Annotated in this window: 28 protein-coding genes; 10 read left to right on the top strand and 18 right to left on the bottom strand. The window is 68.7% G+C overall.

The genetic code is table 11. The features are described 5' to 3' along the window. Positions 1-63: 63 nt before the first annotated feature. Positions 64-993 carry a tRNA (adenosine(37)-N6)-dimethylallyltransferase MiaA gene (gene miaA, locus O4N75_RS17415; RefSeq protein WP_269626711.1) on the bottom strand — a complete coding sequence of 310 codons (930 nt, stop codon included), beginning with the start codon at positions 991-993 and terminating at the stop codon, positions 64-66. Between miaA and serB the strand changes: the two genes are divergently transcribed. Next, positions 992-1,885 carry a phosphoserine phosphatase SerB gene (gene serB / locus O4N75_RS17410; RefSeq protein ID WP_269626710.1) on the top strand — a complete coding sequence of 298 codons (894 nt, stop codon included), beginning with the start codon at positions 992-994 and terminating at the stop codon, positions 1,883-1,885. The genes miaA and serB overlap by 2 nt on opposite strands. A gap of 49 nt (positions 1,886-1,934) precedes the next feature. Continuing rightward, entirely contained in the window at positions 1,935-2,600 is a 666-nt protein-coding gene (locus O4N75_RS17405; RefSeq protein WP_269626709.1) for an HAD family phosphatase, read from the top strand. On the opposite strand, the gene O4N75_RS17400 is transcribed toward O4N75_RS17405, so the two are convergent. Then, a complete protein-coding gene (locus tag O4N75_RS17400) occupies positions 2,584-3,384 on the bottom strand; it encodes a trypsin-like peptidase domain-containing protein (RefSeq protein ID WP_269626708.1) in 801 nt (266 codons plus the stop codon). The two genes, O4N75_RS17405 and O4N75_RS17400, sit on opposite strands and share 17 nt — an antisense overlap. A 280-nt stretch (positions 3,385-3,664) precedes the next feature. Between O4N75_RS17400 and O4N75_RS17395 the strand changes: the two genes are divergently transcribed. Beyond that, positions 3,665-4,504, top strand: coding sequence for a class I SAM-dependent methyltransferase (locus O4N75_RS17395; RefSeq protein ID WP_269626707.1), 840 nt, complete (start codon positions 3,665-3,667; stop codon positions 4,502-4,504). Between the two features lie 161 nt (positions 4,505-4,665). Beyond that, positions 4,666-5,343 carry a glutathione S-transferase family protein gene (locus O4N75_RS17390; RefSeq protein WP_269626706.1) on the top strand — a complete coding sequence of 226 codons (678 nt, stop codon included), beginning with the start codon at positions 4,666-4,668 and terminating at the stop codon, positions 5,341-5,343. Positions 5,344-6,019: 676 nt separating this feature from the next. Here the strand turns inward: O4N75_RS17390 and O4N75_RS17385 are convergent. The 5 genes from O4N75_RS17385 to hflK form a co-directional block, all read right to left on the bottom strand. Continuing rightward, on the bottom strand, positions 6,020-6,685 hold the full coding sequence (locus tag O4N75_RS17385) for a class I SAM-dependent methyltransferase (protein ID WP_269626705.1): 666 nt from the start codon (positions 6,683-6,685) through the stop codon (positions 6,020-6,022). A gap of 87 nt (positions 6,686-6,772) precedes the next feature. Continuing rightward, positions 6,773-7,288: a GNAT family N-acetyltransferase gene (locus tag O4N75_RS17380; RefSeq protein WP_269626704.1), complete on the bottom strand. Its 516-nt coding sequence runs from the start codon at positions 7,286-7,288 to the stop codon at positions 6,773-6,775. Positions 7,289-7,337: 49 nt separating this feature from the next. Continuing rightward, positions 7,338-7,844 carry a GNAT family N-acetyltransferase gene (locus O4N75_RS17375; protein WP_269626703.1) on the bottom strand — a complete coding sequence of 169 codons (507 nt, stop codon included), beginning with the start codon at positions 7,842-7,844 and terminating at the stop codon, positions 7,338-7,340. 35 nt (positions 7,845-7,879) lie between these two features. After that, positions 7,880-8,770: a protease modulator HflC gene (gene hflC, locus O4N75_RS17370; RefSeq protein ID WP_269626702.1), complete on the bottom strand. Its 891-nt coding sequence runs from the start codon at positions 8,768-8,770 to the stop codon at positions 7,880-7,882. Further along, complete coding sequence (gene hflK / locus O4N75_RS17365; RefSeq protein ID WP_269626701.1) at positions 8,767-9,948, bottom strand: FtsH protease activity modulator HflK; 1,182 nt, start codon at positions 9,946-9,948, stop codon at positions 8,767-8,769. The genes hflC and hflK overlap by 4 nt, the downstream gene beginning before the upstream one ends. Before the next feature lie 122 nt (positions 9,949-10,070). Here hflK and O4N75_RS17360 point away from each other — a divergent pair, with 122 nt between their 5' ends. Further along, positions 10,071-11,180 carry an Mrp/NBP35 family ATP-binding protein gene (locus O4N75_RS17360; protein WP_269626700.1) on the top strand — a complete coding sequence of 370 codons (1,110 nt, stop codon included), beginning with the start codon at positions 10,071-10,073 and terminating at the stop codon, positions 11,178-11,180. Between the two features lie 146 nt (positions 11,181-11,326). Here O4N75_RS17360 and O4N75_RS17355 read toward each other — a convergent pair whose 3' ends face one another. The 6 genes from O4N75_RS17355 to O4N75_RS17330 all read right to left on the bottom strand — a co-directional run bounded on the left by O4N75_RS17355 (position 11,327) and on the right by O4N75_RS17330 (position 18,444). Beyond that, positions 11,327-12,742 (bottom strand): MFS transporter, encoded by a 1,416-nt coding sequence (locus O4N75_RS17355; protein WP_269626699.1) that lies wholly within the window; start codon positions 12,740-12,742, stop codon positions 11,327-11,329. An 88-nt stretch (positions 12,743-12,830) separates the two neighbouring features. Continuing rightward, entirely contained in the window at positions 12,831-14,291 is a 1,461-nt protein-coding gene (locus tag O4N75_RS17350) for an MFS transporter (RefSeq protein ID WP_269626698.1), read from the bottom strand. Positions 14,292-14,472: 181 nt separating this feature from the next. After that, the gene (locus O4N75_RS17345) at positions 14,473-15,378 is read right to left on the bottom strand and encodes an SDR family NAD(P)-dependent oxidoreductase (RefSeq protein WP_269626697.1); all 906 of its coding nucleotides are present in this window, start codon (positions 15,376-15,378) and stop codon (positions 14,473-14,475) included. A 208-nt stretch (positions 15,379-15,586) separates the two neighbouring features. Then, on the bottom strand, positions 15,587-16,552 hold the full coding sequence (locus O4N75_RS17340) for an HlyD family efflux transporter periplasmic adaptor subunit (protein ID WP_269626696.1): 966 nt from the start codon (positions 16,550-16,552) through the stop codon (positions 15,587-15,589). 3 nt (positions 16,553-16,555) lie between these two features. Then, positions 16,556-17,305 carry an ABC transporter ATP-binding protein gene (locus O4N75_RS17335; protein WP_269626695.1) on the bottom strand — a complete coding sequence of 250 codons (750 nt, stop codon included), beginning with the start codon at positions 17,303-17,305 and terminating at the stop codon, positions 16,556-16,558. Continuing rightward, positions 17,302-18,444, bottom strand: a complete 1,143-nt coding sequence (locus O4N75_RS17330) for an ABC transporter permease (protein ID WP_269626694.1) — start codon at positions 18,442-18,444, stop codon at positions 17,302-17,304. Before O4N75_RS17330 ends, O4N75_RS17335 begins: the two co-directional genes overlap by 4 nt. 159 nt (positions 18,445-18,603) lie before the next feature. Here O4N75_RS17330 and O4N75_RS17325 point away from each other — a divergent pair, with 159 nt between their 5' ends. Beyond that, the gene (locus O4N75_RS17325) at positions 18,604-20,676 is read left to right on the top strand and encodes a S46 family peptidase (RefSeq protein WP_269626693.1); all 2,073 of its coding nucleotides are present in this window, start codon (positions 18,604-18,606) and stop codon (positions 20,674-20,676) included. 82 nt (positions 20,677-20,758) lie between these two features. After that, positions 20,759-21,073 carry a DUF6665 family protein gene (locus O4N75_RS17320; protein WP_269626692.1) on the top strand — a complete coding sequence of 105 codons (315 nt, stop codon included), beginning with the start codon at positions 20,759-20,761 and terminating at the stop codon, positions 21,071-21,073. Here the strand turns inward: O4N75_RS17320 and O4N75_RS17315 are convergent. Both O4N75_RS17315 and O4N75_RS17310 read right to left on the bottom strand, forming a co-directional pair. Continuing rightward, entirely contained in the window at positions 21,070-21,546 is a 477-nt protein-coding gene (locus tag O4N75_RS17315) for a MarR family transcriptional regulator (protein WP_269626691.1), read from the bottom strand. The genes O4N75_RS17320 and O4N75_RS17315 overlap by 4 nt on opposite strands. Next, entirely contained in the window at positions 21,543-21,962 is a 420-nt protein-coding gene (locus O4N75_RS17310) for an organic hydroperoxide resistance protein (RefSeq protein ID WP_269626690.1), read from the bottom strand. The genes O4N75_RS17315 and O4N75_RS17310 overlap by 4 nt, the downstream gene beginning before the upstream one ends. 199 nt (positions 21,963-22,161) lie before the next feature. Between O4N75_RS17310 and O4N75_RS17305 the strand changes: the two genes are divergently transcribed. Continuing rightward, positions 22,162-23,439, top strand: a complete 1,278-nt coding sequence (locus tag O4N75_RS17305; protein WP_267230579.1) for a nucleoside transporter C-terminal domain-containing protein — start codon at positions 22,162-22,164, stop codon at positions 23,437-23,439. A gap of 34 nt (positions 23,440-23,473) precedes the next feature. Beyond that, positions 23,474-24,091: a glutathione S-transferase gene (locus O4N75_RS17300; protein ID WP_269626689.1), complete on the top strand. Its 618-nt coding sequence runs from the start codon at positions 23,474-23,476 to the stop codon at positions 24,089-24,091. A gap of 25 nt (positions 24,092-24,116) precedes the next feature. Here the strand turns inward: O4N75_RS17300 and O4N75_RS17295 are convergent, their stop codons facing one another. From O4N75_RS17295 to O4N75_RS17285, 3 genes are read right to left on the bottom strand one after another with little or no spacing between them, the layout of a single operon-like run. Beyond that, positions 24,117-24,557 carry a GNAT family N-acetyltransferase gene (locus O4N75_RS17295; protein ID WP_269626688.1) on the bottom strand — a complete coding sequence of 147 codons (441 nt, stop codon included), beginning with the start codon at positions 24,555-24,557 and terminating at the stop codon, positions 24,117-24,119. A 4-nt stretch (positions 24,558-24,561) separates the two neighbouring features. Beyond that, on the bottom strand, positions 24,562-24,807 hold the full coding sequence (locus O4N75_RS17290) for a hypothetical protein (protein WP_267230577.1): 246 nt from the start codon (positions 24,805-24,807) through the stop codon (positions 24,562-24,564). Between the two features lie 2 nt (positions 24,808-24,809). Beyond that, complete coding sequence (locus tag O4N75_RS17285; RefSeq protein WP_267230576.1) at positions 24,810-25,271, bottom strand: PaaI family thioesterase; 462 nt, start codon at positions 25,269-25,271, stop codon at positions 24,810-24,812. A gap of 147 nt (positions 25,272-25,418) precedes the next feature. Between O4N75_RS17285 and O4N75_RS17280 the strand changes: the two genes are divergently transcribed. Further along, on the top strand, positions 25,419-25,946 hold the full coding sequence (locus O4N75_RS17280) for a hypothetical protein (RefSeq protein ID WP_269626687.1): 528 nt from the start codon (positions 25,419-25,421) through the stop codon (positions 25,944-25,946).

The raw sequence follows: 25,946 nt of genomic DNA, 5'->3' as shown, positions 1-25,946 counted from the left end.
GTACAAGAAGCTCACGCACGAGCGTTCTCCAAATGAAGTCGCCGAGGTCATGACATGCCCCGTTCAGCCCGTCAAGGCGGGGTGTAACGCAATAAACTGCCTCCATTGGTCCTCATGGGCGACGGCGTCGAGGCGCGGCCAGTCGGCCATCTGACCGCGCAGCCAGGTGGCCTGGCGCTTGGCGTATCGGCGGGTTTCGCGCTGGGCGTTCTCCAAACCTGCCGCGAGGCTGACCTCGCCCGCGAGCGCGGCGGCCAGCTCGCGATAGCCGACCGCCTTCATGGCCGGCAGGTTGGGATCGAGCCCGCGGGCGGCGAGGGCGGCCACCTCTTCCAGCGCCCCGCCCTCGACCATGATCTGCAGCCGCGCGTCGCAGCGGTCGAACAGCGCCTGCCGCGGCGGATCGAGCGCGACGCCGGCCCAGCTTCCCGGCGCGATGGCCGGATCGGTGCGCGCCTGCCAGTCGCTAAGCGAGGTCCCGGTGGCGGCGAACACCTCCCAGGCTCTGGTCAGGCGCTGGCGGTCAGCCGGCGAGATACGCGCCTCGGCGGCCGGGTCGGCCCCCGCCAGCCGTTGGCGGAAGGCGGTCTCGCCCATGGCTTCGAACTCGGCGGCGGTCTGGACCCGGATCTGCGGCGGAGTATCGGGCACCTCGGCCAGGCCATGGGTGAGGGCGCGGAAATAGAGGCCGGTGCCGCCGACGATCACGGTCGCCCGCCCGCGGGCCGCGATCTCGCCGGTCAGCGCGACGGCGGCCCGCAGCCAGCGGCCGACGGACCAGCCTTCGGCGGCGTCGACGGTTCCGAACAGGTGGTGCGGGGCCTGGGCCTCTTCCTCAGGCGAGGGGCGGGCGGTGAGCAGGCGCAGGTCGGCGTAGAGCTGCAGCGCGTCGGCGTTGACGATCTCCGCCCCGATTTCGCGCGCCAGGCGCAGGGCCAGGGCGGACTTGCCGCTTGCGGTCGGCCCGGCGATCAGCCAGATGCGGGGCTCCATGCAGATCGCCCTTACCCTTGTCGGTCCCGATTCAGACGCCGCCGCGAAGGCGCTCGCCACACTGGCCCCAGCGCTCGCAGGCGTGCAGGCCCGCGTCAAGGAGCCCCGCACGCTGGGGCCCGGCGCGCTCGACCTGCTGGTCGAAGCCGCCGATGTCGCGGCGGTTCGCGCGGCGGCCGAGGCGGCCCTGGCCGGAACCGGCGTCGACGCCTGCGCCCAACCCTGGGACGGGCGCAGGAAGCGGCTGCTGGTGGCGGACATGGATTCGACCATCATCAACGTCGAGTGCATCGACGAGCTGGCCGACTTCGCCGGCGTGAAGGACAAGGTCTCGGAAATCACCGAGCGGGCCATGCGCGGCGAGCTGGATTTCGAGGGCGCGCTGCGCGAGCGGGTCGGGATGCTGAAGGGGCTGCCGCTGGGCGACCTGCAGCGAGCCTATGACGAGCGCGTGCGGCTGAACCCCGGCGCGCGGACCCTGGTGCGCACCATGTCGGCGGGCGGCGGCCGTGCAGTGCTGGTCTCGGGCGGTTTCACCTTCTTCACCTCGCGGGTGGCGCAGGCGGCGGGCTTCGCAGCCAACCGCGCCAACACCCTGAACGAGGACGGCGCGGCCCTGACCGGCACGGTCGGCGAGCCGATCCTGGGCCGCGAGGCCAAGCTGGCGGCTCTGAAGCAAGAGGCGGCCGGCATGGGGATCGAGATGACCCAGACCCTGGCGGTCGGCGACGGGGCCAACGACCTGGCGATGATCGAGGCCTCTGGCCTGGGCGTCGCCTACCGCGCCAAGCCGATCGTCGCGGCGCAGGCCGACGCCAAGGTCGACAGCGCCGATCTGACCGCGCTGCTCTACTTCCAGGGCTACCGGGCCGAGGAATTCGTAACGGACTGAAGCCGGGTTTGAATTCCGCTCATGGTCGCCGCGCGCTAGAAGCCGGGCCATGAGCTTGCCCCGCATCCCCAAGGCCGTGATCTTCGACATGGACGGCCTGCTGGTCGACACCGAGACGGTTTACCGCGAGGCCATGACCGCCACGGCGATCGCCGACGGGCTGGAATTCCCGAACGAGCTGTTCCTCAGCCTGATCGGCCTGTCCTGGCCGGCCAATGCGCAAATCCTGCAGACCCACTACGGCCGGGGCTTCGACCCCGAAGCGTTCAAGGTCGCCACGGTCACGCGTTTCCGCGAGCTGGTCGCCGCCGAGGTGGCGTTGAAGGCCGGGGTGCGCGAAATCCTCGACCTTCTCGATGCGTTGAGGCTGCCGCGGGCCATCGCGACGTCGTCGGGGCACGAGTCGGTCAGGCATCACATCGGCGGCCACGGGCTTCTGGACCGCTTCCACGCGGTCATGGCGGCCGGCGACTACGCCAACGCCAAGCCTGCGCCCGATCCCTATCTGCGCGCGGCCGAAGCGTTGGGCGTCGCGCCCGTCGACTGCCTGGCGCTGGAGGACAGCCACAACGGCGTACGCGCCGCAGCCGCGGCCGGGATGATGACCATCATGGTGCCCGACCTGCTGGACGCGACCGAGGAGATGCACGGGCTGTGCATCCGCATCGCCCGCGACCTGCATGAGGTCGAGGCGCTGATCAGGGCTGGCGCGTAGCCGGCGCAGCGGCCGGGGGCGGCCCGGCCTTCACCTCGTCGACGATCGACTTCACGACATTGGCAGGGATGGCGAAGGCCAGGCCCGCGCCGGGCTCGCCGCGCGACTCCCGCGCGCTGGCCATGCCGATCACCTGGCCGGCGCTGTTGAGCAGCGGGCCGCCGGAGCCGCCGGCGGTCAGGGCCGCGTCGGTCTGCAGATAGGCTTTCACCGGCCCGCTGAGGGCGGCGCCGGCGAAGGGATCGTCCTCGTCCACCGGCGCGCCGATCTGGCGGTTCACCGCCGAGATGATGCCCGAGGTGGCGGTGCCGACCAGGCCGTAGGGCGCGCCCATCAGCACCACCGGTTGCCCGGCCTTGACCTGGTTGCTGTCGCCGAAGGAGAGGGCGGCGAGCTGGCGGCCGGGGGTGGCGCGATAGACGGCGACGTCGGCGGCCTCGTTGGCGCCGGCCAGCTCGGCGCGGGCGACCGTGCCGTCGGCGAACACCAGATTGACCACCGGCAGGCCGCCGGTGACATGGGCGGCGGTGACCACCAGCCCGTCGGCGCTGACCACGAAGCCCGAGCCCATCTGCATCGGCGCGCCGCCATTGCGACCGTCGGAACCTGAGACGGTGAGCATGACGGTCGCGGCCTGAGCGCGCTGGACCGCGTCGACGAAGTTGGTCGCGCCGCGGGCCGCCGGGCCCTGATCGCCCCGGTGGCTGAGGCCCCAGCCGATCAGCAGAAGCATGAGGAAAATGACCACGCCGGCCGCGGCGTAGAGTAGCTGTTGAGTGCGCAAAGGCGGGCTCCGGACGTAAGTACTGTCGCCGGAAAGCGGCCAAGGCGCAGCTTGGTTCCCTTTAGGGCCTGCTGCGGATGGCCGCAGTTTGGGGCGCTTTCGCGGCGGATCTGTCCAGGTTTCGACCAGCCGGCGGCGTTGGGGCCTCGATTGAAGGGGATCTTCAACCAAGTCTTGTCACGCCCAACCCGGAGTTGCGGCGGTGGCGATTGCAGCGTTACTGTCCCTGGTCGGGATGCGGCCAAGGGGGCTGGTCGGCTAGGCGGGGAGGCCGAGCGCCATGACGCTCTACGCCAGACTTGTTCCGGCCGCGGTTCGACTGCGGCTGCGGCCGCACCTGCAGCGGGCGCTGGAGGTCAGCGGCCTGATCGGAGTGTTGCATCGTCGCCAAGAGCGACGGCTGGCCCAGGCGCCGGCCCCGCCGTTCGACGACGACCTGCCGATGCCGCCGGCCGAGCTGCTGGTGCTGGTCGGGGCGAGCTCGGACGGGCGGTGGTTCTCGGAGGGCGGACGAGAACACGCCGCGATGTTCAGCAGCCTGGCCGGAAAACACGGCGTCGACGTCGGGAAGGCGGCGGACGTCTGGGACCTGGGGTGCGGCTGCGGCCGGATCGCCCGCTGGCTGGCGCCGCAGGTGATCGCTGGCGGCGGCGCGTTCACCGGCTCGGACATCAACCGGCGGCTGGTCGACTGGACGAGCGCGCACCTGCCGGGGCGCTACCTGCTGAACGGACTGCGCACGCCGACGCCGCTGGACGCCAAGTCCAAGGACCTTGTCTACGCCTACTCGGTGCTGACGCACCTGTGCGAGAAGGCGGTGCGCGCCTGGCTGGAGGAGGCGCATCGCGTGTTGCGGCCGGGTGGGCTGGCGCTGCTGACCTTCCACGACGAGGGCTATGCGCGGGCCTGGGGACCGCCCGGCGTCGCCGAGCGTCTGGAGGGCGAACCCTTCATCGTGCTGAACGACGCCATGGAAGGCTCGAATTACCTGTCGTTCTGGACGACGAGCGCGCAGTTCACGGCGATGGCCGCGCCGTTGCTCGAGGTGCTGGAGATCGTCCCGGGACGACGGGACAATCCGACCCAGGCGATCGCGGTGTTGCGGGCGCGTGCCGAGTGATCGAGGGGAGCGAGGCGGTGACGTCACCTTTGCGTGATGATGCTTAGGTCCGCTTCCGACCCAAGTCGGACGTCCGGTGGGGCTCCGGAGTCGCTTTGATGTACCGCAAGGCGGCTCTCGGCAAGGCGGCGCACGCTTCTCTTTGAACAGGGAGCGCGCCCATGGCGACAATTAGGTTCCATTCGCTGGCCGAGAGCGCCTACCTCTGGACGGCGATACATGTCGCCGACGAAAAGGGCGTTGACTACGAGGTGGTCCCGCTGACGCCGGGTTCGCACGAGCACTTGGCGCTGCATCCATTCGGAAAAATGCCCGCGTTTCAGCACGGAGCGGTCGTTCTCTACGAAACTCTGGCGATTGCGCACTACATCGATCGCGCGTTCGCCGGTCGCTCCCTGCAACCCGTTGACGCCCTCGGCCAGGCCGAGGTCCTGCGCTGGATCAGCATCGTCAATTCCTATGTCTTCCCGACAATGAACCGCTTCATGAAGGAGCGCCTGGTTCGCCCCGCATTCGGCTTTGCCCCCGACGAAGCCTTTCTCGCCGAAGCTCGCGCCGGTCTGCTTCTGCAGATGCGCCTGATCGATGAGGCCGTCGCCGAGGGCGGGTTTCTGGTGGGCTCCGCGATGACCCTGGCGGACAGCTTCCTGCTGCCGCAACTTCTCTTCTTCACCCGAACGCCGGAGGGATCGGCTCTGCTCGCGCGGTCACCCTCCGCCTCGGAATGGCTCTCCCGAATGCAGGCCCGACCCAGCTACGCCAAGAGCCCGATGAGCGGGGTGTTCGAGATGTTCCAGCGCCTCAACGTGGAGGACAAACTCCTTTGGGCGGTGGACTAGACTCGCGGAGTCGACACAACTGCGTTGACCAGCCTTGCTGGATCGGACGTCAGCGAAGCGCGTGCGGTGCCGCCACTCTCAACGTCCGTTTCCCACCCTCGCAGACGTTGGAAACGTCTACCCTCGGACGCGGGAGGCCTACGTCCCTTGTCGGGGCCGAAGCCTGTGATTGAAATCGACCCGTTGCGGGACGCTCACGGAGCCGAAGGGGGAGGGACTGGAGGCATGTCATCAAACACTGCGCAGCCGTCGGGGTAGGCAATCCACGGCATGCCTTGCGCGCGGCGTACCGCAATGGTGGGGACCGGCAGCGTCGGATCGGCGAAGCAGCCTCCAGCAAATCCCGTCTGGCCGGGCCGCCACGCCCCGAAGGACCGCCAATAGATGGTCGAGCCGCATTTTGAGCAAAACCAGCGTTTGCCGAAGCCGTCGAGGACCGCCAACGGACCTTCCACCCGACTGACCTGTTCATCGTGGAAGTAGACCGACCATCCGAACGGCGCGCCCGTACGCCGTTTGCAATTGTCGCAGCTACAGAGCCCGCTGCTGACCGGCTCGCCCTCAACCTCGACTTCGCACGCCTGACAGGCGCATCGCGCAGTTCGAACCGTCATGGCGTTCCCTCTGATTTCGGCGGCCGCCAACGGGCGGCGGCGGAAGCCTGATCGTAGCGTGATCAGCAAGCTCCCGAGGCGTCGGCTTCGTTCGGAAGACGGTCGTAGCCGACGAATGAGAACAGGCTTCGACCCAGGGCCAAGGGTTCGGGCGTTCCGGCGAAGCGATGCATGCCGACGCCGAATTCGAAGGCCTCGTCGGACAGCCATTCGCGCTCGAAGGCGCGTTCCTCGAACCACCCGCAAATCTGCCCCACGCGGTCCGGCGCCCGGCGATTGCGCGTCCAGATGACCCGGCCCCCCGTCCTGCAGAGCTGAGGACAAGCCGCCACGACCCGCTCGATGTCGGCGTCGCTGATATTGCCGAACAGCCCGCAGATCAGCACCAGATCGGCGGGGGTCATGCCGGCGTAGTTCTCGCTGCGCGAGGCGTCTGCGGCGACGACCTCGACCTGGGATAGCCCGCTCGCTTGCGCCGCCGCCTTGGCAAGCTCGCAATTGCCCTCGTCGAGCTCCACCAGACGGACTTGAACGTCCTCGCGGCGCGAATGGTCGGCGAGCACTTCGAGGATGTCCCGGCCCTGGCCTGCGCACAGGCTGATCACCCGGAGCCGGCCGGGCGGGCTCTCGTTCAGAGCCTGTCGAACCAACCCTTGGACGATCCTCAGTCGCCTCGTCAGCGGCGAGGCGGGATCGTCGTACTTCTCGTGCCAGACTTTCCAGTCCATGGAGCTTGCTCGGATGTCCGCTGGAAGCTCGACGCTAGGTGGCGGCGGGGCGCAACGCAACAGGGCTCCGGCGGGCCCCTCGCGGATCTATGGCCGGTCTAGCCGGAAGACGCGAGAGGGTTGCTCAAAGCCCATGTCGCGCAGCCCGAGATCACGCATTCCGGCCCTGACGAGCACGCGCTGCGAGGCGGTGTTCTGCGGATGGGTGAAGGCGATGAGGTGGTCGATCTGGAGGTGGGCGAAGGCCCAGCGCGCAACGGCGGTGGCCGCTTCAGTGGCGAACCCCTGGCCCCACATGTCCTGCTTCAGCACGTAGCCGAGCTCGATCTCATTCGTCCGCTCAAAGAGCGAAAGACCGGCCCGGCCGATGAAGCGCCCATTCTTGAGACACAGCTTCCACTTGCTGAAGCCGAAGCGCGCCTGGTTTTCGATCTGCCGTGCAAGCTGCTCGCGCGCGATCTCCTCCGGCATCGCCAACCCGTCAGGCGACATGAACCGCTGGACCTCCGGATCGCTGTGAAGGTCACAAAACAGGGCCAAGTCAGTGGGCGCGAACGGGGTGAATTGGAGCCGTTCGGTCTCGATGATGATCTCTGGCCGCATCAGCCGAGGCTGCAAGCATGGGCGGCCGCTGTCCACCCTTTGCGGGCGGCTACAGTTCGATCCAGTAGTGCAGGGCGGTGTCGCCGGGAATCCAGATGTGCGGGATCGAGGCGGTGTGGACGCCGCCGTTCTTTTCGATGACGCGGATGGACGCCGGGTTCTGGGCGTTGACGGTCAGCAGCACCCGCTCGAGGTCGAGGTTGGCGCGGATGTAGTCCAAGCCGGCGGCGAGGATGGCGCTGGCGTGGCCCAGGCCGCGGGCCGAGGGGCGCACGGCGTAGCCGACGTGGCCGCCGACCTTTTCCAGGTTGGCGTTCAGGTGATGGCGGATGTGCAGCGAGCCGAGGAATTCCGCGCCCTCGACGTACCAGAGCACCGTGTAGGGGACGGCCGGGCCCTGGCTGCCGTCGGGCAGGGTGACGCTGGTCGGCGGGGCCAGTTGGCTGGCGACGAAGGCGGCCTGGTCGCCGGCCACTTCCGCGATGCTCTCAGGCGTTTCCGGACGCAGGGTGTCGCGGGCGTAGCCCTCGCGCAACGCCGCCACGAAGGAGGGCATGTACGCGAGGTCTGGCCGAACGAGGCGCGGCGCCATCAGCGGGCGTTGGGGCCGCGTTCGAAGTACTTGAAGAAGGCGCTGTCGGGGGAGAGCACCATCGTCGTGTCGCCCTGGCCGAGCGAGGCCTCATAGGCCTGCATCGAGCGATAGAACGAGGCGAAGGCCGGGTCCTTGCCGAAGCCCTGGGCGAAGAGGCGCGTACGAACCGCGTCGCCTTCGCCTCGGGTGGTCTCGGCCTGCTCGCGGGCGGTGGCCAGGGTGATGGCCACTTCCTTGTCGGCGCCGGCGATGATCTCGCGCTTTTCCTGCTCGCCCTGGGCGCGGATGCGGGCGGCTTCCTGCTGGCGGCTGGTCTGCATCCGGCGATAGACCGACTCCTGGATCTGCGGCGGGTAGTCGGCGCGCTTGATGCGGATGTCGATGATCTGAATGCCAAGACGCGAGGCCGCGGCGCGGGCGACGACGTCCTTCTTGGTCTGGGCCAGCAGCGCTTCGCGGCGACCCGAGATGATCTCGGTCGAGGTCGCGGTGCCGAGCACCTGGCGCAGGGAGGAGTTCACCAGCCGCTCGATGCGGTCGCTGGCGGTCTGCTCGTCGCGCAGGGTGCGGTAGTAGAGCAGCGGCTGAGAGATGCGGTAGCGGACGAAGGCGTCGACCACCAGGCGCTGCTGGTCGGAGGCGGTGATTTCCTCCTGAGCCGCCTCGATGGCCAGGTTGCGCTTGTCGAACATGACCACGTTCTCGACGAACGGGACCTTGACCTTCAGACCGGGGCCCGGATCGCCGGGGGCGTTGATGACGCGTACGGGCTCGCCCAGGCGGACGATCACCGCCTGCTTGCGCTGGTCGACGATGAAGAAGGTCTGCGACAGGACGATCAGAGCGCCGGCCAGCAGGATGCCGAGAACGGGAAGGCTGCGGTTCATCGGGCGGCTCCCGTCGACGGCGCGACCGTGGGCGGAGCGGGCTCCGCAGCGGACGGCGCAGGCTGGGTGCGCGGCCGGAACACGTCGGGCGGCAGGATGATCGGCGCGCTCGCGCCCTTGCCGTCGATGACGACCTTGTTCGACTTGGCCAGCACGCGTTCCATGGTCTCGATGTAGAGGCGGTCCTTGGTCACGCCCGGAGCGCGGCGGTACTCGTTGTAGATCTGGTTGAAGCGGGCGACGTCGCCGGTCGCTTCGCGCACGGCCTGTTCGCGATAGCCCTCGGCGGACTGGACCAGCTTGGCCGCGTCACCCTTGGCTTCGTTGACGACGCGGTTGCGGTAGGTGTTGGCCTCGTTGCGGGCCGACTCCTGGTCCTGGCCGGCGCTGTTCACGTCGCGGAAGGCCGCGGCGACCTCCTGCGGCGGGTTGGCCGAGCGGATCTGGACTTCGACGACGCTGATGCCCGCGCCCCAGGAATCCAGGGTCTTCTGCATCAGTTCGGCGGTCTGGGCTTGGACCTGGCCGCGGCCGGTGGTGAGGATCGGCTGCAGGTCGGACTTGCCGACCACCTCGCGCATGGCGCTTTCGGCGGCCGCCTTCACCGAGGCGTCGGGGTCGCGCAGCGTGAACACGTACTTGCTGGCGTCGGCGACGCGCCAGGTGACGCTGAAGTTCAGGTCGACGATATTCTCGTCGCCGGTCAGCATCAGGCTTTCCTCGGGAACCTTGGCGTCGCCGACCCCGCCGATGTCGATGCGGTTCAGGGTGGTGACCGGCACCTTCTCGACCCGCTCGATGGGGGCCGGGAGATGGTAGCGGATGCCCGGCGCCTCGGAGCGCGAATAGGCGCCGAAGGTGGTGACCACGGCCTGTTCGTTGGGTTGGACGATGTAGACGCCCGACAGCGCCCAGAGGCCGACGCCGACCCCGGCCACCGCCGCGACCGCCGCGGGACGCACGCCGTCGCCGCCGGGACCGCCGAAGAAGTCGCGCAACTGCCGTTGCAGCCGCTCGAAGGCGGCGTTCAATTCGGGCCCTTCAGGGCGGCGCGGGCCGCGAGGACCGCCGCCGCCGCCGCCCAGCGGGCGGCGGGGTCCGGGTTTCTTGTCGCCGTTCCCCTCGTTGGGCGGCGGCGCGCCCCAGGGGCCGGGGTTCGCGTTGTCGTTCCAAGGCATGGTCGCGTCGTCTTGCTCTCGTTTCGGCGCGGCCGCGTCGTTGGCCCGTGCATGGGCTTGTAAACCGGCGCTGTGAGCCGGATATGTGGCCCAACACCGGTTAAAGCAAGTCAAAGGGCCGTATGGAGCCGACAATCCCCGACCGCGACAGCGTCCTGAAAGCGCTTGACCGCGTCCTCGATCCGAAGACGGGCAAGGGGTTGGCGAGCGCCGGCCTTGTCCGTGGGCTGACGGTCGGGCGCGGGCGCGCCGGCTTCATGCTCGAGGTGCCGGCCAGCGAAACGGCGCTCTACGCGCCGGTGCGCGACGCCGCCCAGGAGGTGCTGGCGGCGCTGCCCGGCGTGGAAAAGGCGCAGGTGGTGCTGACCGCCGAGCATGCCGCCGCGCCCCCGGCCGAGGGCGTCACCCGCGTGCGCAAGGGTGCGCGCGTGGCCCAGGACCCGCAGGCCGCCCCGGCCCCGCCGGCCGACGCCCAGCGCCCGGCCCATGTGCGCCGCGTGATCGCGGTGGCCAGCGGCAAGGGCGGGGTCGGCAAATCCACGGTCTCGGTCAACCTGGCGGCGGCGTTCGCCGCCCAGGGGCTGAAGGTCGGGCTGCTGGACGCCGACGTCTATGGCCCCTCGGCGCCGCGGATGCTGGGGATCGACGAGGAGCCGGCCTTCGTGGACGGCAAGCTGCAGCCGCTGGAGGCCTGGGGGCTGAAGGTGATGTCGATCGGCTTCATGGTCGACGAGGGCGCGCCGATGATCTGGCGCGGGCCGATGGCCTCCTCGGCCGTGCGCCAGATGATGAACGACGTGGCCTGGGGTTCCGAGGCGCAGCCGCTGGACGTGCTGGTCGTCGACCTGCCGCCTGGCACCGGCGACATCCAGCTGACCCTGATCCAGAAGATGAAGATCGACGGGGTGGTGATCGTCTCGACCCCGCAGGAGATCGCGCTGATCGACGCGCGGCGGGCCGCCTCGATGTTCCAGAAGACGGCGACGCCGATCCTGGGGGTGATCGAGAACATGGCGTTCTTCACCGACCCGACCACAGGCGCGCCAATCCCGATCTTCGGCTCGGGCGGGGCCAAGGCCGAGGCGGAGAAGCTGGGCGTGCCGGTGCTGGCCGAGATCCCGCTGGAGGTGTCGCTGCGCGAGGCCTGCGACCAGGGCCGGCCGCTGGTGGCGACCGCGCCGGACAGCGCCGCGGCCCAGGCCTTCGTGGCCGCGGCGAAGGCGTTGGCTTAAGGCCCAGATCCTCCCCCGCTGGGGGAGGTGGATCGGCGCGAAGCGCCGAGACGGAGGGGGACTGCTCGCTTCGGGACGGAGTCAAAGTCCCCCTCAGTCAGCCATTCGGCTGACAGCTCCCCCAGAGGGGGAGCATTTTTTCCGACCTACCGCGGCGCCTCGGTCGCCAGGCCGACGCCGCTGACGCTGTCCAGCAGGCCGGCCTCGGCCGCCAGGGCGTCGCGTTCGTCGAGCTGTCGGCGGACTTCGGCGTGGCGCTTGGCGTCGAGCTTCCAGCCGATGAAGGCCGCGCCGCCGAAGAACACGAGGATGATCGGGGCGAAGACGTAGCAGAGCTCAAGCCCGCGGATCGCCTGCGGGGTGTTGGTCGCGCCGTCGGCGGCGTTGTAGCCGACCAGGTCGAGGACCGTGAAGCTGACCCCGACGGTGATCGCGGTGCCCACCTTCTGGGTGGTGGTGACCAGGGCGTAGAGCAGGCCGACGCGTTCCTTGCCGGTCTCCAGGCGGACCTCGTCGGCGACGTCGGCGACCATGGCGCGGACGATCAGCACGAAGGCCGAGGAGACGAAGCCCACCGAGAACATGCCCGGGATCGCCAGGGCCATGGTGGCGGGCGGGATGATCATCAGCGCCGACTGGGTGACGGCGTAGGCGACGGCCGAGACGATCAGGGCGCGGTGCTTGCCGATCTTCTGGGCCAGCCAGCCCCAGAACATCGCGCCGACCAGGCCCGCGCCGATGAAGAACACCAGCAGGATGCCGGTCTGCGGGGTCGTGTAGCCGCGGGCGTCGTGGAAGAAGAACAGGTAGAGCGCCGCGGTCGTGCCGGGGCCGAGAGCCATGAACAGGTCGGCGAAGATCAGCCGGGCCATCTCCGGCCGCCGGACCAGGTCCCAGTAGTCGCGCAGGGTGACGCGTTCCTTGGAGTCCGTCTCGGGCGCGACGCGCTCGGGAGTGACCAGAGTGCAGAGAGCGAGGGTGACCGGGATCAGCAGGATGCAGAACCAGCCCATGGCGTGGACGCCGCCGGCGCCTTCGCCCTGCCTCCCGAGCGCCAGCGGCAGCAGCAGGATCAGCACTGCGCCGATGACGCCGACCGCCTGGATGACGCCGTAGACCCGCGAGCGGTCGTGATAGTCGGTGGCCAGAGACGCGCCCCAGGCCGCCTGGGCCAGGGTCAGGATCGAGACGCCCAGATAGAGCGTCAGCAGCCAGCCGATCAGATAGGTCTCGGTGATCCCGTGAGGGGCCATGAACAGCATGTAGGCGGCCAGCATCACGATCGGGCCGCCGGCCAGCAGCCAGGGCCGGTAGCGGCCGAAGCGGGTGCGTGTGCGGTCCATCGCCATGCCCAGCAGCGGGTCGATCGCCAGGTCGATCAGCCGCACGACGGTGAAGGCGACGCCGACCGCGGCCAGCGACAGGCCGAGCTGACCGGCGAAGAACCTCGGCAGGTAGACCGCCATCACCAAGCCTATGGCGGCGATGGGCAGGGCGGTCGAAGAAAACGCCATAACGACGGGCAGTGGCAGGCGCGAGCTGCCGGCGGCGGAATTCGCCATGTATCGCCTCAAATGTCAGGCCCCGGAAAAATGATCGGGACGGCTTCAAAATGAAACCGGCCCGGACGAAGCCGGGCCGGGCAGTCTGTTATCGACCCGCTTGCGGCGGGACCGCGATCGTCGTTTCGACAGTCACGGTTTCGAGGGTCATGTTCTCGGTCCTCAGGGTCTCGACGGTGACGGTCTCGGTATAGAGGGCGTCGCGCTCGTCGAGCTGGCGGCGGATGTCGGCGTGGCGCTTGGCGTCGAGGCCGTAGCCGATCATGCAGGCCCCGCCGAGCATCACGAACACCACCGGCCCGATCAGGTAGGCGAGTTCAAGGTTGTGGATGGCCTGGGGCGTGTTGACCACGCCTTCCTTGGCCTGATAGCCGACCGCCTCGAGCACGAGGAAGGTCAGGCCGATCGAGAAGGCACCAGCGATCTTGGTGGTCATGGTGGTGATCGCGTAGAGCAGGCCCGACCGCTCGCGGCCCTGCTCCAGCCGCACCTCGTCAGCAATGTCGGCGGTCATGGCGCGGGTCAGCACGTTGAAGCCCGCGGCCAGGAAGCCGGCCAGGAACATCGGGAAGATCGCGACCAGCATGTTCCCCTTGGGGATGGCCATCAGCGAGATCAGCACCAGCGAGTAGCCGGTGGTGGCGACCATCACCGCACGGTGCTTGCTGATCATCATCGCCAGGCGGCCCATCATCGGGGCGCCGGCGAAGCCGGCCAGGATGTACACCGCCAGTAGGATCGAAGCCTGGCCGGTGGTGAAGCCGCGGCTGTCGGTGAAGAAGAACAGGTAGAGCGCGCTCATCCAGCCCGGACCCAAGGCCAGGCAGAGGTCGGCGGCCAGGATGCGCGCCATGCTGGGGCGTGAGACCAGCGACCAGTAGTCGCGCAGCTTGAACTGGTGTCCCGGAATGTCGGGCGCGATCCGCTCGGGCGTGCGCCAGACCACGAGGCCGACCGCGATCGGGGTCAGGGCGAGGATGAACCAGCCCATGGTCTCGACGTTGCCGGAGTCGGGCAGGCCGCGGGCCTCGGCGATGATCGGGATGGCCAGCACGGCGGCTGCGCCGAGCACGCCGACCGCGGTCATGATGCCGAAGACGCGCGAGCGGTCGTTGTAGGCCGGGGCCAGCGTCGCGGCCCAGGCGGCGTGAGAGAGGCTGAGGATCGAGGTGCCCAGGTACATGACCAGCAGCCAGAAGATCAGGTAGCCGATGCCGACACCCTCGGCCGGCATGAACAGCCAGTACATCGAGGCCATCAGGAACGGCGCGCCGACTACGGTCCAGAGCCGGTAGCGGCCCCATTTGGTCCGCGTCTTGTCCATCACCCAGCCCAGCAGGCCGTCGACCGGAATATCGATCATGCGGACGATGAAGAAAGCGCCGCCGACGGCGGCGAGGCTGACGCCTAGGTGGCTGGCGTAATGTCGGGGCAGGTAGACCGCCACCGCGATGACCACCGCCTGAATCGGCAGGCTGGTCGCGGCGAAGGCGAAGATGGTGGACAGCGGCAGCGTGCTGGCGCGCGGAGCCGGCGAGGCCTGGGTCAAGTGTGGTTTCTCCCTAAGGGGGCACGCCTCTCCTGGGCCTGCTCCTTCCGTTAGGTTACGCGCGATAACTCAATTGGCGGCAAGTGAAATCGGCGCAATGGTATGGAGAAACGAAACGGGCGGCCGCCCCTGCTGAAGGTACGACCGCCCGCCAAATCCGCCGCCTTGCGGCTGGGACTTCTTAGCCGCCCTGCAGCTTGCGGAAGAACTTGCCGCTTTGCTCGCCGCCTGTGACATAGGCTTGCTGACCGGCCGGGTCGGCGATCTTGGCCCAATTGTCGCGGACCTCTTCGACCGACAGGCCGCCTTCGCCGAGATACACGCCCTCGGTTTCGTAGATGCGCGACAGCGCGAAGGCGCCGGCGCCGGCGGTGAGAATCGCGCCGTTCGGGGCTTCTTCCGAGGCCAGGTAGACGACGCCCGGGGTGACGTATTCCGGCTTCAGGCGCTCGAGCACCTCGGCCGGCATCAGGTTCTCGGTCATGCGGGTGGCGGCGACCGGGCTGATGGCGTTGATGTGGATGTTGTTCTTCTGGCCTTCGAGCTTGATGGTGTTCATGAAGCCGATGATGCCGAGCTTGGCCGCGCCGTAGTTCGACTGGCCGAAGTTGCCGTACATGCCCGACGACGAGGTCGTCACGACGATGCGGCCGTAGTTCTGCTCCTTCATGATCTCCCAGACGGCCTTCACGGGCTTCACGGTGCCCATGAGGTGGACGTTCACGACCAGCTCGAAGTCGGCCATTTCCATCTTGGAGAACGACTTGTCGCGCAGGATGCCGGCGTTGGCGATCAGGATGTCGATGCGGCCCCAGGTGTCCATCGCCTGCTTGATCATCAGGGCGACGCCGGCGTCGTCGGTGACCGACGAGCCGTTGGAGATGGCTTCGCCGCCGGCGGCCTTGATCTCGGCGACCACGGCGTCGGCCGCAGCCGAGGAGCCGCCCGAACCGTCGACCGAACCGCCCAGGTCGTTGACCACGACCTTGGCGCCGCGACGGGCCAGCTCAAGAGCGTGCTGACGGCCCAGGCCGCCGCCCGCGCCGGTGACGATCGCGACTTTGCCGTCGAAGCGGATGTCCGCCATGAGAAGTCTCCCATCAAACAGGGGTTTGAAATTTCGTCGCGGTTTGTGCGGTGCGGGAGAGGGGACGTCAAGCGTTGCAGATCCTCCCCTCGTGGGGGAGGTGGATCGGCGCGCAGCGCCGAGACGGAGGGGGAGTGCTCTCAAGCAGCCGAGTCAAAGTCCCCCTCTGTCGGCCGGGCGGCTGAGAGGGGGAGCAACTGGACAGAGCCTACCGCGCGGCCAGGGCCGCGGCGCCGTCGCGCATGAACTTCACCAGCACCCGCTGGCCGATCAGGAAGGGCGCGCTGTCGGCGCTGACCACCACCTCGACGACGCGGTCGTCGGCGCGTTCGCTGGGATCGTCCGACTGCAGCTTGCGGGCCCCGAACACGGCGGCGCGGCGCAGCACCTTGCCGTTATAGACCTTGGTCGGCTCGGATTCCGGGGCGATCTGGACGGTCTGGCCGATCGCCACGTGAGGCAGGGAGCTCTCGGCGATCTCGGCGCGGACGATGCGCGGGGCCTCGGGCTCCAGGTCGAACATGTTGGAGACGTTCAGGGTCGAGGCGCCGGCGCCGGGATTGGCGTAGCGGCGGGCGATGCGTCCGTCGGTCGGGGCGCGGATGATCGTCAGTTCGAGATTGTAGCGCGCCTCCTCCAGGGCGGCCTGGGCGGTGGCGATGGCCGCGCGCTGGGCCTGGATGTTGGCCTGGGCCTCGCGGATCTTGTCGACGGCCTGGTCGACCTTCTGGGCGGCGACGAAGTTGGTCGAGACGAGGCCCTGCAGGCGCTTGTGTTCGCGCTCGGCGGTGGAAAGCTGAACCTGATACTGGGCCATCTGGGCCTTGGCCTGCTCGACCGACGCCGCGGCGCGGGCGGCCGAGAGCTTGGGCTCGTCGTCTTCCTGGCGGGCGAGGATCTGGCCCTTCACGACCCTGTCGCCTTCCTGGACGTAGACCTCGCGCACGATGCCGGCCCGGCGGGCGGCGACCTGGATCATGCCGCCCTCGACGTCGGCCTTGCCGTTGGCGACGGCGACGAAGGGGCTCTTGGGCGCGGCGGCCGCGGCGGCCTTGGCCTCGGCCTCCTTCTTGGCCTTGGCCTGGCTCGACGCCATGAAGGCGCCGCCGCCCAGCAGGATCACGGCGGCGACGACCGCGATCTTGATGCGGTTGGATTTCGCGAAGGCGAGCATGGTCTAGGCTCCAACGAGCTCGGTGTGGCTGACGGGTGCGGCAGGCTGGGACGCGCCGGTTCGGCGATCGTCCAGAATGCGTCCGTCCTCGATGTGGATGATGCGGTCGGCATAGGCCTCGAGCCGCGGGTCGTGGGTCACGCAGATCACCGCCGCGCCGTGCTCCTTGGCCGCGCGCTGCAGCAGCTTGATGACGATCTGGCCGTTCTCGCCGTCCAGGGCGCTGGTCGGTTCGTCAGCGAACAGCAGGCGCGGATCCTTGGCCAGGGCGCGGGCGATGGCGACGCGCTGCTTTTCGCCGCCTGACAGTTCGGCCGGGCGCTGGCCGAGACGGTGGCCGAGCCCGACCTCGGTGAGGGCCAGTGCGGCGCGGTCCTTGGCCTCTGAGGGCGAGTAGCCCTTGTACTTGAGGATCGTCGTCACCTGTTGCAGGGCGCTGAGCGCGCCGAACAGGTTGAAGCCCTGAAAGATGAAGCCGCAGTGGTCGAGGCGGAACTTGTCGATCCGGCCCGGCCGCTGGCTCCAGAGGTCTTCGCCGAGCGCGGTGACGGTCCCTTCGTCGGGCCGCAGCAGGCCCGAGAGGCTGGCGATCAGGGTCGACTTGCCTGAGCCGGATGGGCCCATGACCATGGTCATCTCGCCGTGGCGGCAGTCGAAGTCGACGGACTTCAGCACCTCGATCTGGGTGCGGCCGGTCTTGAAGCGCTTGGTGAGACCCTTGCCCTGGAGGGCGACGGCGTTTTCCGAGGTCATCGCAGCAGATCCGCAGGTTGGCTTTTCTTGAGGATGCCGAGGGCCATCAGGCCGGAGGCCAGCGAGATCGCCATCAGCAGTACGGCGACCGCCGCCACCCAGCCGAGCGGGAAGCCCATCGGCAGGCCGCCGCTGCGGGCCAGCATCGAGACCAGGAAGGTGAAGAGGGCGGTGGCGCCGAGGCCGACGACCCCGACCCAGAACGACAGCTCCAGCACGATCAGCCGCAGCGAGCCCATCGAGACGCCGAGCGCGCGCAGGGAGGCGAACTCCTTGATGTTGGCGAGGATGGCGCCGCGCAGGGTCTGGGAGGTGATGCCGACCCCGATCAGGAAGCCGAGGAACACCGAGAAGCCGAGGAAGATGCCAATGATCTGCTCCTTCATCAGCGCGCTCTCGTTGGCCTGGGCGAGCTCGGCGCGGGTCCAGGCGCGGTAGGCGCCCTTGGCCTCGGCGTTGAGCTGGTCGCGGACGGCCGCGGCCTGGGCGGGATTGTTGACGCGGACCATCAGCGGGCCGGTCTTCTCGCCCTTCTCCATCATGCCGAGCCGCCTCAGCGTGTCGCGCGAGACGACGATCGAGGGCTGGTTGATGTCCGGGTAGTTGTCGAGCAGCGCGCGGACGCGGACTGTCTTGCCGTTGACGGTAGCGGTGTCGCCGAGCTTGACGCCGAGACGCCCCAGGGCCGAGCGGTCGATGGCGACGGCGTTCGGCTCCATCAGCGCGATGCGGACGGCTTCGGGATAGTCGACCGGCAGGGTCAGGGCGCCCGGCTCGGTGTCGACCATGTTGACCTGCACGAAGGTGGTGACCTGCTTCTGGCCGTCCTTGGGCTGGTTGGTCCAGCGGCCGCCGCCGCCGTCGAAGCTGGCGACCTCGGCGACGTTGGGGTTGAGATAGAGCTGCGGGCCGATGCGGCGCGGCAGGCTGGAGGGGCCCGAGTTGATGAGGCTTTCGGACTTGGCCGGCATGATCATCAGATCGGCGCGCGAGCGGTTGATCGTGGCCGTGGCGGCCTGGATCATGCCGGTGAACATGCCGACCTGGGCCAGGATCAGCAGGCCCGAAAAGGCGAGCGCGATCACCGCCGCCAGATAGCGGCGCCACTCGTAGATCAGGGTCGCTAGAGCCAATGACATGGGGCCCTCCTCGCGCCCAGCATGTGCGGCTGACGGCCGGTCTCTCCTAGTTAAATCGAGGTAAGGCGCGGCCTTGGCCGCTGGTCCCACGGGATCGCGGATGTTACGGAGTTACATCTTTGCGGCGCACGACGGCGGCCGCTCTTCAAGTTGGTGACCATGAATTCAGTGAAGTTCGGCGCGGGCCTGGGTCTGGCCGCCGCGTTCTCGATTTCCGTCGCGCCGGCCCTCGCCGACGAAGGCATGTGGACCTACGACAACTTCCCGCTCGCCAAGGTGAACGAGGCCTACGGCCTGAAGCTGGACCAGAAGTGGCTGGACCGGATGCAGGGCGCCTCGGTGCGCCTGACTACCGGCTGCTCGGCCTCGCTGGTCTCGGGCTCGGGCCTGGTGCTGACCAACCACCACTGCGTGGTCGAGTGCGTCCAGGACCTGTCGTCGGGCGACAAGGACTTCGTCAAGGACGGCTTCCTGACCGCCGGACGCGAGGACGAGAAGAAATGCCCGGGGATGCAGGCCGAGATCCTGGCCTCGATCACCGATGTCACCAAGGAGATCCAGGCGGCCGGCGCCGGCAAGACCGGCCAGGACTATGTCCGCGCCCGTGAGGCGGCGATGGCCGCGGCCGAGAAGGCCGGCTGCGGCGATGATCCGAACGTCCGCTGCCAGGTGATCACCCTGTACCGCGGCGGGCAATTCAAGCTCTACAAGTACCGCAAGTACGCCGACGTGCGGCTGGTGTTCGCGCCGGAGTTCGCGACCGCCTTCTTCGGCGGCGATCCGGACAACTTCAACTTCCCGCGCTTCAACCTCGATGTCGGTTTCGTGCGGCTGTACGAGAACGGCAAGCCGGCCGTGACGCCGACCCACCTGACCTGGGTCAGCCGCGCCCCACAGGAAGGCGAGGCGACGTTCGTGTCCGGCAATCCCGGCTCGACCAACCGCCTGATGACGGTCTCGCAACTGGAGACCCTGCGCGACCTGACCATCCCGGTCGGCCAGCTGCAGCGCTCGGAGATCCGCGGCCGCCTGGCGCAGTTCGGGCAGGAGAGCGCCGAACATAAGCGCATCGCCACCGACCCGCTGTTCGGCATCGAGAACAGCTTCAAGGTGTTCTACGGCCAGCAGTCGGCGCTGAACGACAAGGCGTTCATGGACGCCAAGCGCGCCCAGGAGGCCGAGTTGAAGGCCAAGGTGGCCGCCGACCCGAAGCTGGCCGCCGAGATCGGCGATCCGTGGGGCGACATCGCCAAGGCGCAGGCGGCCTACGCCAACAACTACCTGCGCTATCGCCAGATCGAGGGCGGCGCGGCCTATTCGAACCTCTACTACTACGCGCAGACCCTGGTCCGCGCCGCGCAGGAGCGTGAGAAGCCGAGCGCCGAGCGGCTGGCCGAGTACGCCGACACGCGCCTGCCGCTGGTCGAGAAGAAGGTGCTGGACGCCAAGCCGGTCGATGCGGAGCTGGAGGAAGTCTACCTGGCCTTCTGGCTGTCGAAGACCCGCGAGTACCTGACCACCGACGATCCGGCGGTGAAGACCCTGCTGGGCAAGGAGAGCCCCGAGGGCCTGGCCAAGCGCGCGGTCGCCGGCTCGAGGCTGGCCGATCCGGCGGCGCGCAAGGCGCTGTGGGACGGCGGACTGGCGGCGATCCAGGCTTCGGACGATCCGATGATCCAGCTGGTGCTGCGCAACGACCCGGCCGCGCGCGCCGTGCGCAAGGCCTGGGAGACCGACGTCCAGGGGCCGACCGACGCGGCCGCCGAGCGCGTCGCCCGCGCCAAGTTCGCGGCCTATGGCGATGCGGTCTATCCGGACGCGACCTTCAGCCTGCGGCTGTCCTACGGCAAGGTGGCCGGCTGGAGCTATCGCGGCGTCACCGTACCCTCGATGACCAACTTCGCGGGCCTGTACGACCGGGCCACCGGAGCCGAGCCCTACGAGTTGGCGCCCCGCTGGGTTGCGGCCAAGGGCAAGGTCAATCCGACCACGGTCTATAACTTCGTCACCACCAACGACATCATCGGCGGCAATTCCGGCTCGCCGGTGGTGAACGCCAAGGGTGAAGTCCTCGGCGCGGCGTTCGACGGCAACATCCACTCGCTGGGCGGCGCCTTCGGCTACGACGGTTCGATCAACCGCACGGTGGTGGTCGCGACCTCGGCGGCGACAGAAGCGCTCACCAAGGTCTACGGTCAGACCGCCCTGGTGAAGGAACTGACCGGCAAGTAGGGGCCGCGTATTCCTCCCCCATCGCGATGGGGGAGGACCTGGCGGCGCTTGCCGTGCGCGCCGCGGGCCTCATATTGGCGGCATGTCCAGTCTCCGCATGCCGCAGGGATCGATGTCGCCGCTGTTCAAGACCGGCGCGAGCATCCTCGACTACGAGATCCAGGAAGAGCGCGGCTATGCGCTCGGGCGCGCCGGCCAGCGGGTCGAGCAGGCGCTGGCGGCGCTGAAGGCGTTCGAGGGGCCCGAGGATGAACGCGCGCCGCTGCTCAAGGAGGCGGCCACCGCGGTCTGGTACTACTTCATTCAGCGCGAGGCCTGCGGCATCCGCAACCAGAAGCCGGCCATCGAGCACTACGGCATCCCGCGCGAAGTGCTGATGCGGCTGGGCGCACGCTAGGCCTTCATCCGCCACGCCAGGTCCTGCAGGGTCGCGCGCAGGTCGACGATTTCATCGAGCGGCAGGTGCAGCTGGCAGGCGAGGGCGGCCGGAACCTCGGCCGCCTTCTCGCGCAGGGCGCGGCCGGCGTCGGTCAGCTCGATCTGCACCTTGCGCTCGTCCTGGGCGTCGCGGCGGCGCGTGACGAAGCCGGCCGCCTCCAGCCGCTTGAGCAGCGGGGTCAGGGTGCCGGAGTCGAGGTCCAGCGCCTGGCCCAGCGCCTTGACCGTGCGGGGAGCGTCCTCCCAGAGGACCAGCATCACCAGGTACTGCGGATAGGTCAGGCCCAGCGGCTCGAGCAGCGGGCGGTAGGCGCGCGTGACCAGGCCGCTGGCCGCGTAGAGGGCGAAGCAGAGCTGGTTATCGAGGCGCAGTTGGGGGACGGCCGCAGGGGCGGCCGCCTCCTTTGCTTTAGGTTTGGCTCGGGCGGTCATTCAGCTCGCACAGATAGCGCAACATCGACGTTGCCGCGAATGGCGTTGGAATAGGGGCAGACCTGGTGGGCGGCCGTCACCAGGGCTTCGGCCGCGGCCTGGTCGAGGCCTTGGGTCTCGGCGTCGAGCGCCACGCCCAGCTTGAAGCCGCCTTCCGCGCGTGGATGCAGCTCGACGGTGGCGGTGACGGCGGCGCCCTTCAGCAGGATCTTCTGCTGGCCGGCGATGTAGCGGACGGCGTTCTCGAAACAGGCGGCGTAGCCGGCGGCGAACAGCTGCTCGGGATTGGTCCCGCCGCCCTTGCCGCCCATTTCGCGGGGCAGCGCCAGGTCGAGGCTGAGCAGGCCGTCCTGGGATTCGACGTGGCCGGCGCGGCCGCCGACGGCGCGGGCTTGGGTGGCGTAGAGAGTGGTCATTTGATTATCTCCAATTTAATTGTGCACAATTAAATATGGCGCCATCCGGCTCCGTCAAGGGGCGGCGTTCGCGCGCGGCGTTGCGTGCGCTTGCATGACCCTGCCCTGCCGTAGTCAATAGCGCGAGAATTCCTGCGCGAGTCCGCGCGGACCTAAGAAAGATTGGACGCCGCAGGTAGGCGGCGTCCGGGGGCCATGCATGTTTCGTCCTGAGAACGCCCAGAGCCTGGCCGGCCTGGGCTTCGTGATCGCCGTCTGCTGGGCGCTGTCGGAAAACAGGAAGGCCTTTCCCTGGCGGCTGGCCCTGGGGTCGATCGCGGTACAGATCGGGCTGATCCTGCTGCTGTTCGGCCTGCCCGGCGCGCAGGCGGTGATCGAGGCGATCAACCGCGGGGTCGACGGCCTGGCCGCGGCGACCGCCACCGGCACACAGTTCGTGTTCGGCTACATGGGCGGCGGCGAGCAGCCCTATCAGGTGACCAACTCCGGGGCGCTGTTCGTCTTCGCCTTCCAGGTGCTGCCGCTGATCCTGGTGATCTCTGCGCTGTCGGCGCTGCTATGGCACTGGGGCATCCTGAAGTGGATCACCCGCGGCTTCGGCCTGCTGTTCCAGAAAACCATGGGCCTGGGCGGCGCCTCGGCCCTGGCGGTGGCGGTGAACATCTTCCTGGGCATGATCGAGAGCCCGATCGTGATCCGCGCCTATCTGGACAAGCTGACCCGCTCGGAGCTGTTCCTGATGATGGTGGTCGGCCTGGCGACGGTGGCCGGCTCGACCATGGTGGCCTACGCCACGATCCTGAAGTCGGTGTTGCCCAACGCCGCCGCGCACGTGCTGGTCGCCTCGATCATTTCCGCCCCGGCCGGCATCCTGCTGGCCAAGATCATGATCCCCGAAAAGCCGGGCCAGGGCGGGCTCTACGCCGACTATTCCTCGCTGCTGAAGTACGACAGCTCGATCGACGCGATCAGCAAGGGCACGATGGACGGCCTGACCGTGGTGCTGAACATCTCGGCGATCCTGATCGTGTTCGTGGCCTTCGTGGCCATCGGCAACGCGCTGCTGTCGGTGCTGCCGGCGGTCGGCGGCGAGGCGATCACCGTCGAGCGGATCCTGGGCCTCGTCTTCGCGCCGCTGGCCTGGGCGATGGGCGTGCACTGGGACGAGGCGCTGAAGGCCGGCTACCTGCTGGGCGTGAAGCTGATGCTGACCGAGTTCATCGCCTTCATTCAGCTGGGCGCGGTTCCGGCCGGCGAGATGACCGAGCGCACGCGGATGATCCTGACCTACGCGCTGTGCGGCTTCGCTAACGTCGGGTCAGTCGGGATAACCGTGACCGGCATGGGCGTCTTGATGCCCGAGCGGCGCACGGAGATCATCGGCATCGTGTGGAAGGCGCTGATCGCCGGGTTCCTGGCCACCTGCATGACCGGGGCGCTGGTCGGCGCCATGCCGCGGGAACTGTTCGGACAATAGGGCGGCCGCCAGAGCCGCTGCGGGAGGATCAGGAATGAAGCTCTACGACACGGCGATGGCTCCCAACCCGCGCCGGGTGCGCTGGTTCATGGCCGAGAAGGGCATCGAGGACGTCGAGATCGTCCAGCTCAACCTGATCCAGGGGCAGCACAAGCAGGCCGACTACCTGGCCAAGGCCGGGCTGCCCAACGTGCCGGCGCTGGAACTGGACGACGGGACGACGATCACCGAGTCGCTGGCGATCTGCCGCTACCTGGAAAGCCGCTACCCTGAGCCGAACCTCTTCGGCCGCACGCCGGAAGAGGCGGCGGTGGTGGAGATGTGGACCCGGCGCGCCGAGATGCTGGTCGCCAACCCGTTCATGCTGGGTGTGCGCCACACCCATCCGGCGCTGGCCGCGCTGGAGGCGCCCAACCCGCCGGTCGGCGAGTACAACAAGGAGGTGGGCCTGAAGGGCTTGAAGGTGCTCGACCGGCGGCTGGGCGAGAGCGAATGGCTGGCCGGCGAGCGGCTGACTATCGCCGACATCATCGCCTTCATCGGCATCGACTTCACCCGGATGATCAAGCTGCCCATTCCCGAGGAACTGGCCGACCTGCATCGCTGGGCGAACGCCATGCGCAGCCGCCCGGCGGCCAAGGCGGCGATGTGAGGTTTTCGCCGGGCGAGCGGCGGGCCTAGGCGCCCCAACGCGCGCGGGTCACGGACAGGTACTCGCTGGCCGGGTCCTCGCCGTGGCGGGTGAAGCCCTCGCGCAGATAGATGTGGCGGGCGCGGTGGTTCTCGGGCCGCACGTGCAGCTTCACCGCCTCGGCCCCGGAGTTGGCGAAGATCCAGTCGACGGCCGCGCGGAAGAGGGCGGTTCCGGTTCCCTGGCCGGTCTCATCGACCGCGATGCGGCGCAGCAGCACGGTGGGGGCGGTGAATTCCTGGACGATCACGAAGCCGGCGAGGCCGACGCCCCGGCGAAAGCCCAGATAGCGGGCGTCGGGTGAAGCGAACTCGGCCGCGTGTTCGTCCGGGCCGAACTGGCCGATGAAGGCGTCGTAGCCGGGCAGGCGCTCGATGCGCATGACCTCGGCGATGTCGGCCGGGGTCAGCGGGACGAGCCGCGCCACCCTGCTAGTCCTTGAGCGCGCGCAGGATCGAGCGGATCCCGAAGGCGCTGAGCACGCCGGTCATGATGCAGATGACGATCTCCATGGAGAGGTCGACCACCTGGTTCGGCGACGTCGCGCCGCGCGAGGCGCTCATGGCCGCGAAGAGGATCAGGTCCATGGCCATGAACAGGAAGACCGGCCCGGCCACCAGCACCATCAGGGCCGAGGGCGCGATCTTCTTGGCGGTCGCAGCGTCGAGCTTCTTCATGGTCAGGTCCGCGGCTTTGTCTTCTTGATGATCGCCGAGAAGTTCATCACCGGCTCGCCGCCGGTGGTGATCAGGCCGCGGACGAACACCATGCTGCGGGCTGCCTTGACCACCTCGCCGCGGCACTCGACCAGCGAGCCGACCGGCACCGCGCCGACGAAATCGCCGTTGAACTGGGCGGTCACGCTGCGGCTGTCCTGCAGGTCGTCCCGGGCGATTACGAACAGGCAGTAGTCGGCGAAGGTCATGATCGCGCCGCCGTGCATGAAGCCGCCGCCGTTCATGTGGTGCTGTTCGGCGCGCATGGCGCAGACCCGTTGGCCGGTCTCGTCGACGCGGTAGTAGAACGGCCCGGCGTGGTCCTCGAACGGGTCGGAGCCGTACTGCACCCAGCCGGCCCACTCGCCGTCCTTCACCACCTGGTGCTTCCAGCCGCCGATCTCGAGTTCTTCGCCGCCGTCCATCGCGTCCCCTGACCCCCTATGAAGGGGTTTGCCCGCCGCGGTCTCAGTCACTAATTTGCGGCCCGATGCGAACTAGGCGGCGGGGACAGGCGATGCAAGGCCGGACTGACTTTCTCCGCGGCGCCATGGCGCCGGCGAGCGCCTGAGATGCGGGGGCTGGCCATTGCTGTGGCGGGGATCTGGCTGGCTGCCGGGGCGGCTCAGGCCCAGATGCCGACCATCCCGGTCGAGGCGCTGCAGGCGGCGGGCCTGGACCCGCGCACCAAGGTCGAGGGCGGCGCCGTGCAGGTCATGACCGGCCAGCGCGCGGTGATCCGCCTCGATGAGGCGGGCCGGCCGTCGCTCGACGACGTCGAGGCCGGGCGCATCGGCAAGGCCGTGGCCGACGGCAAGGAAACCTACAAGGGCGCGGGGGCCGGCAAGCTGGCTTTCGCGCTGGACGCCTCGGTGGAAAAGCGCCAGTCGATCCTGAAGATCTGGAACGGCCTGACCCGCCCGGTGGCCTACGAGGCCGAGATCACCGCCCTGCGCGGCGGCAAGCTGATGAAGAAGATGAGCACGATCTGCACGGTGCCGGCCGGCGCCGTGGGCTATGAGGTCTGGCCCGATCCGGTTATCAGCGTCACCCTCACCAAGTTCGCCGAGACCCCGGCGGACAAGCACGTCTGCGAATAG

Source organism: Phenylobacterium sp. NIBR 498073 (genome assembly GCF_027286305.1).
Taxonomy (GTDB): Bacteria; Pseudomonadota; Alphaproteobacteria; order Caulobacterales; family Caulobacteraceae; genus Phenylobacterium.
Note: the sequence above shows the minus strand (reverse complement) of the source record. Positions and strands in the feature narration are given on the sequence as shown.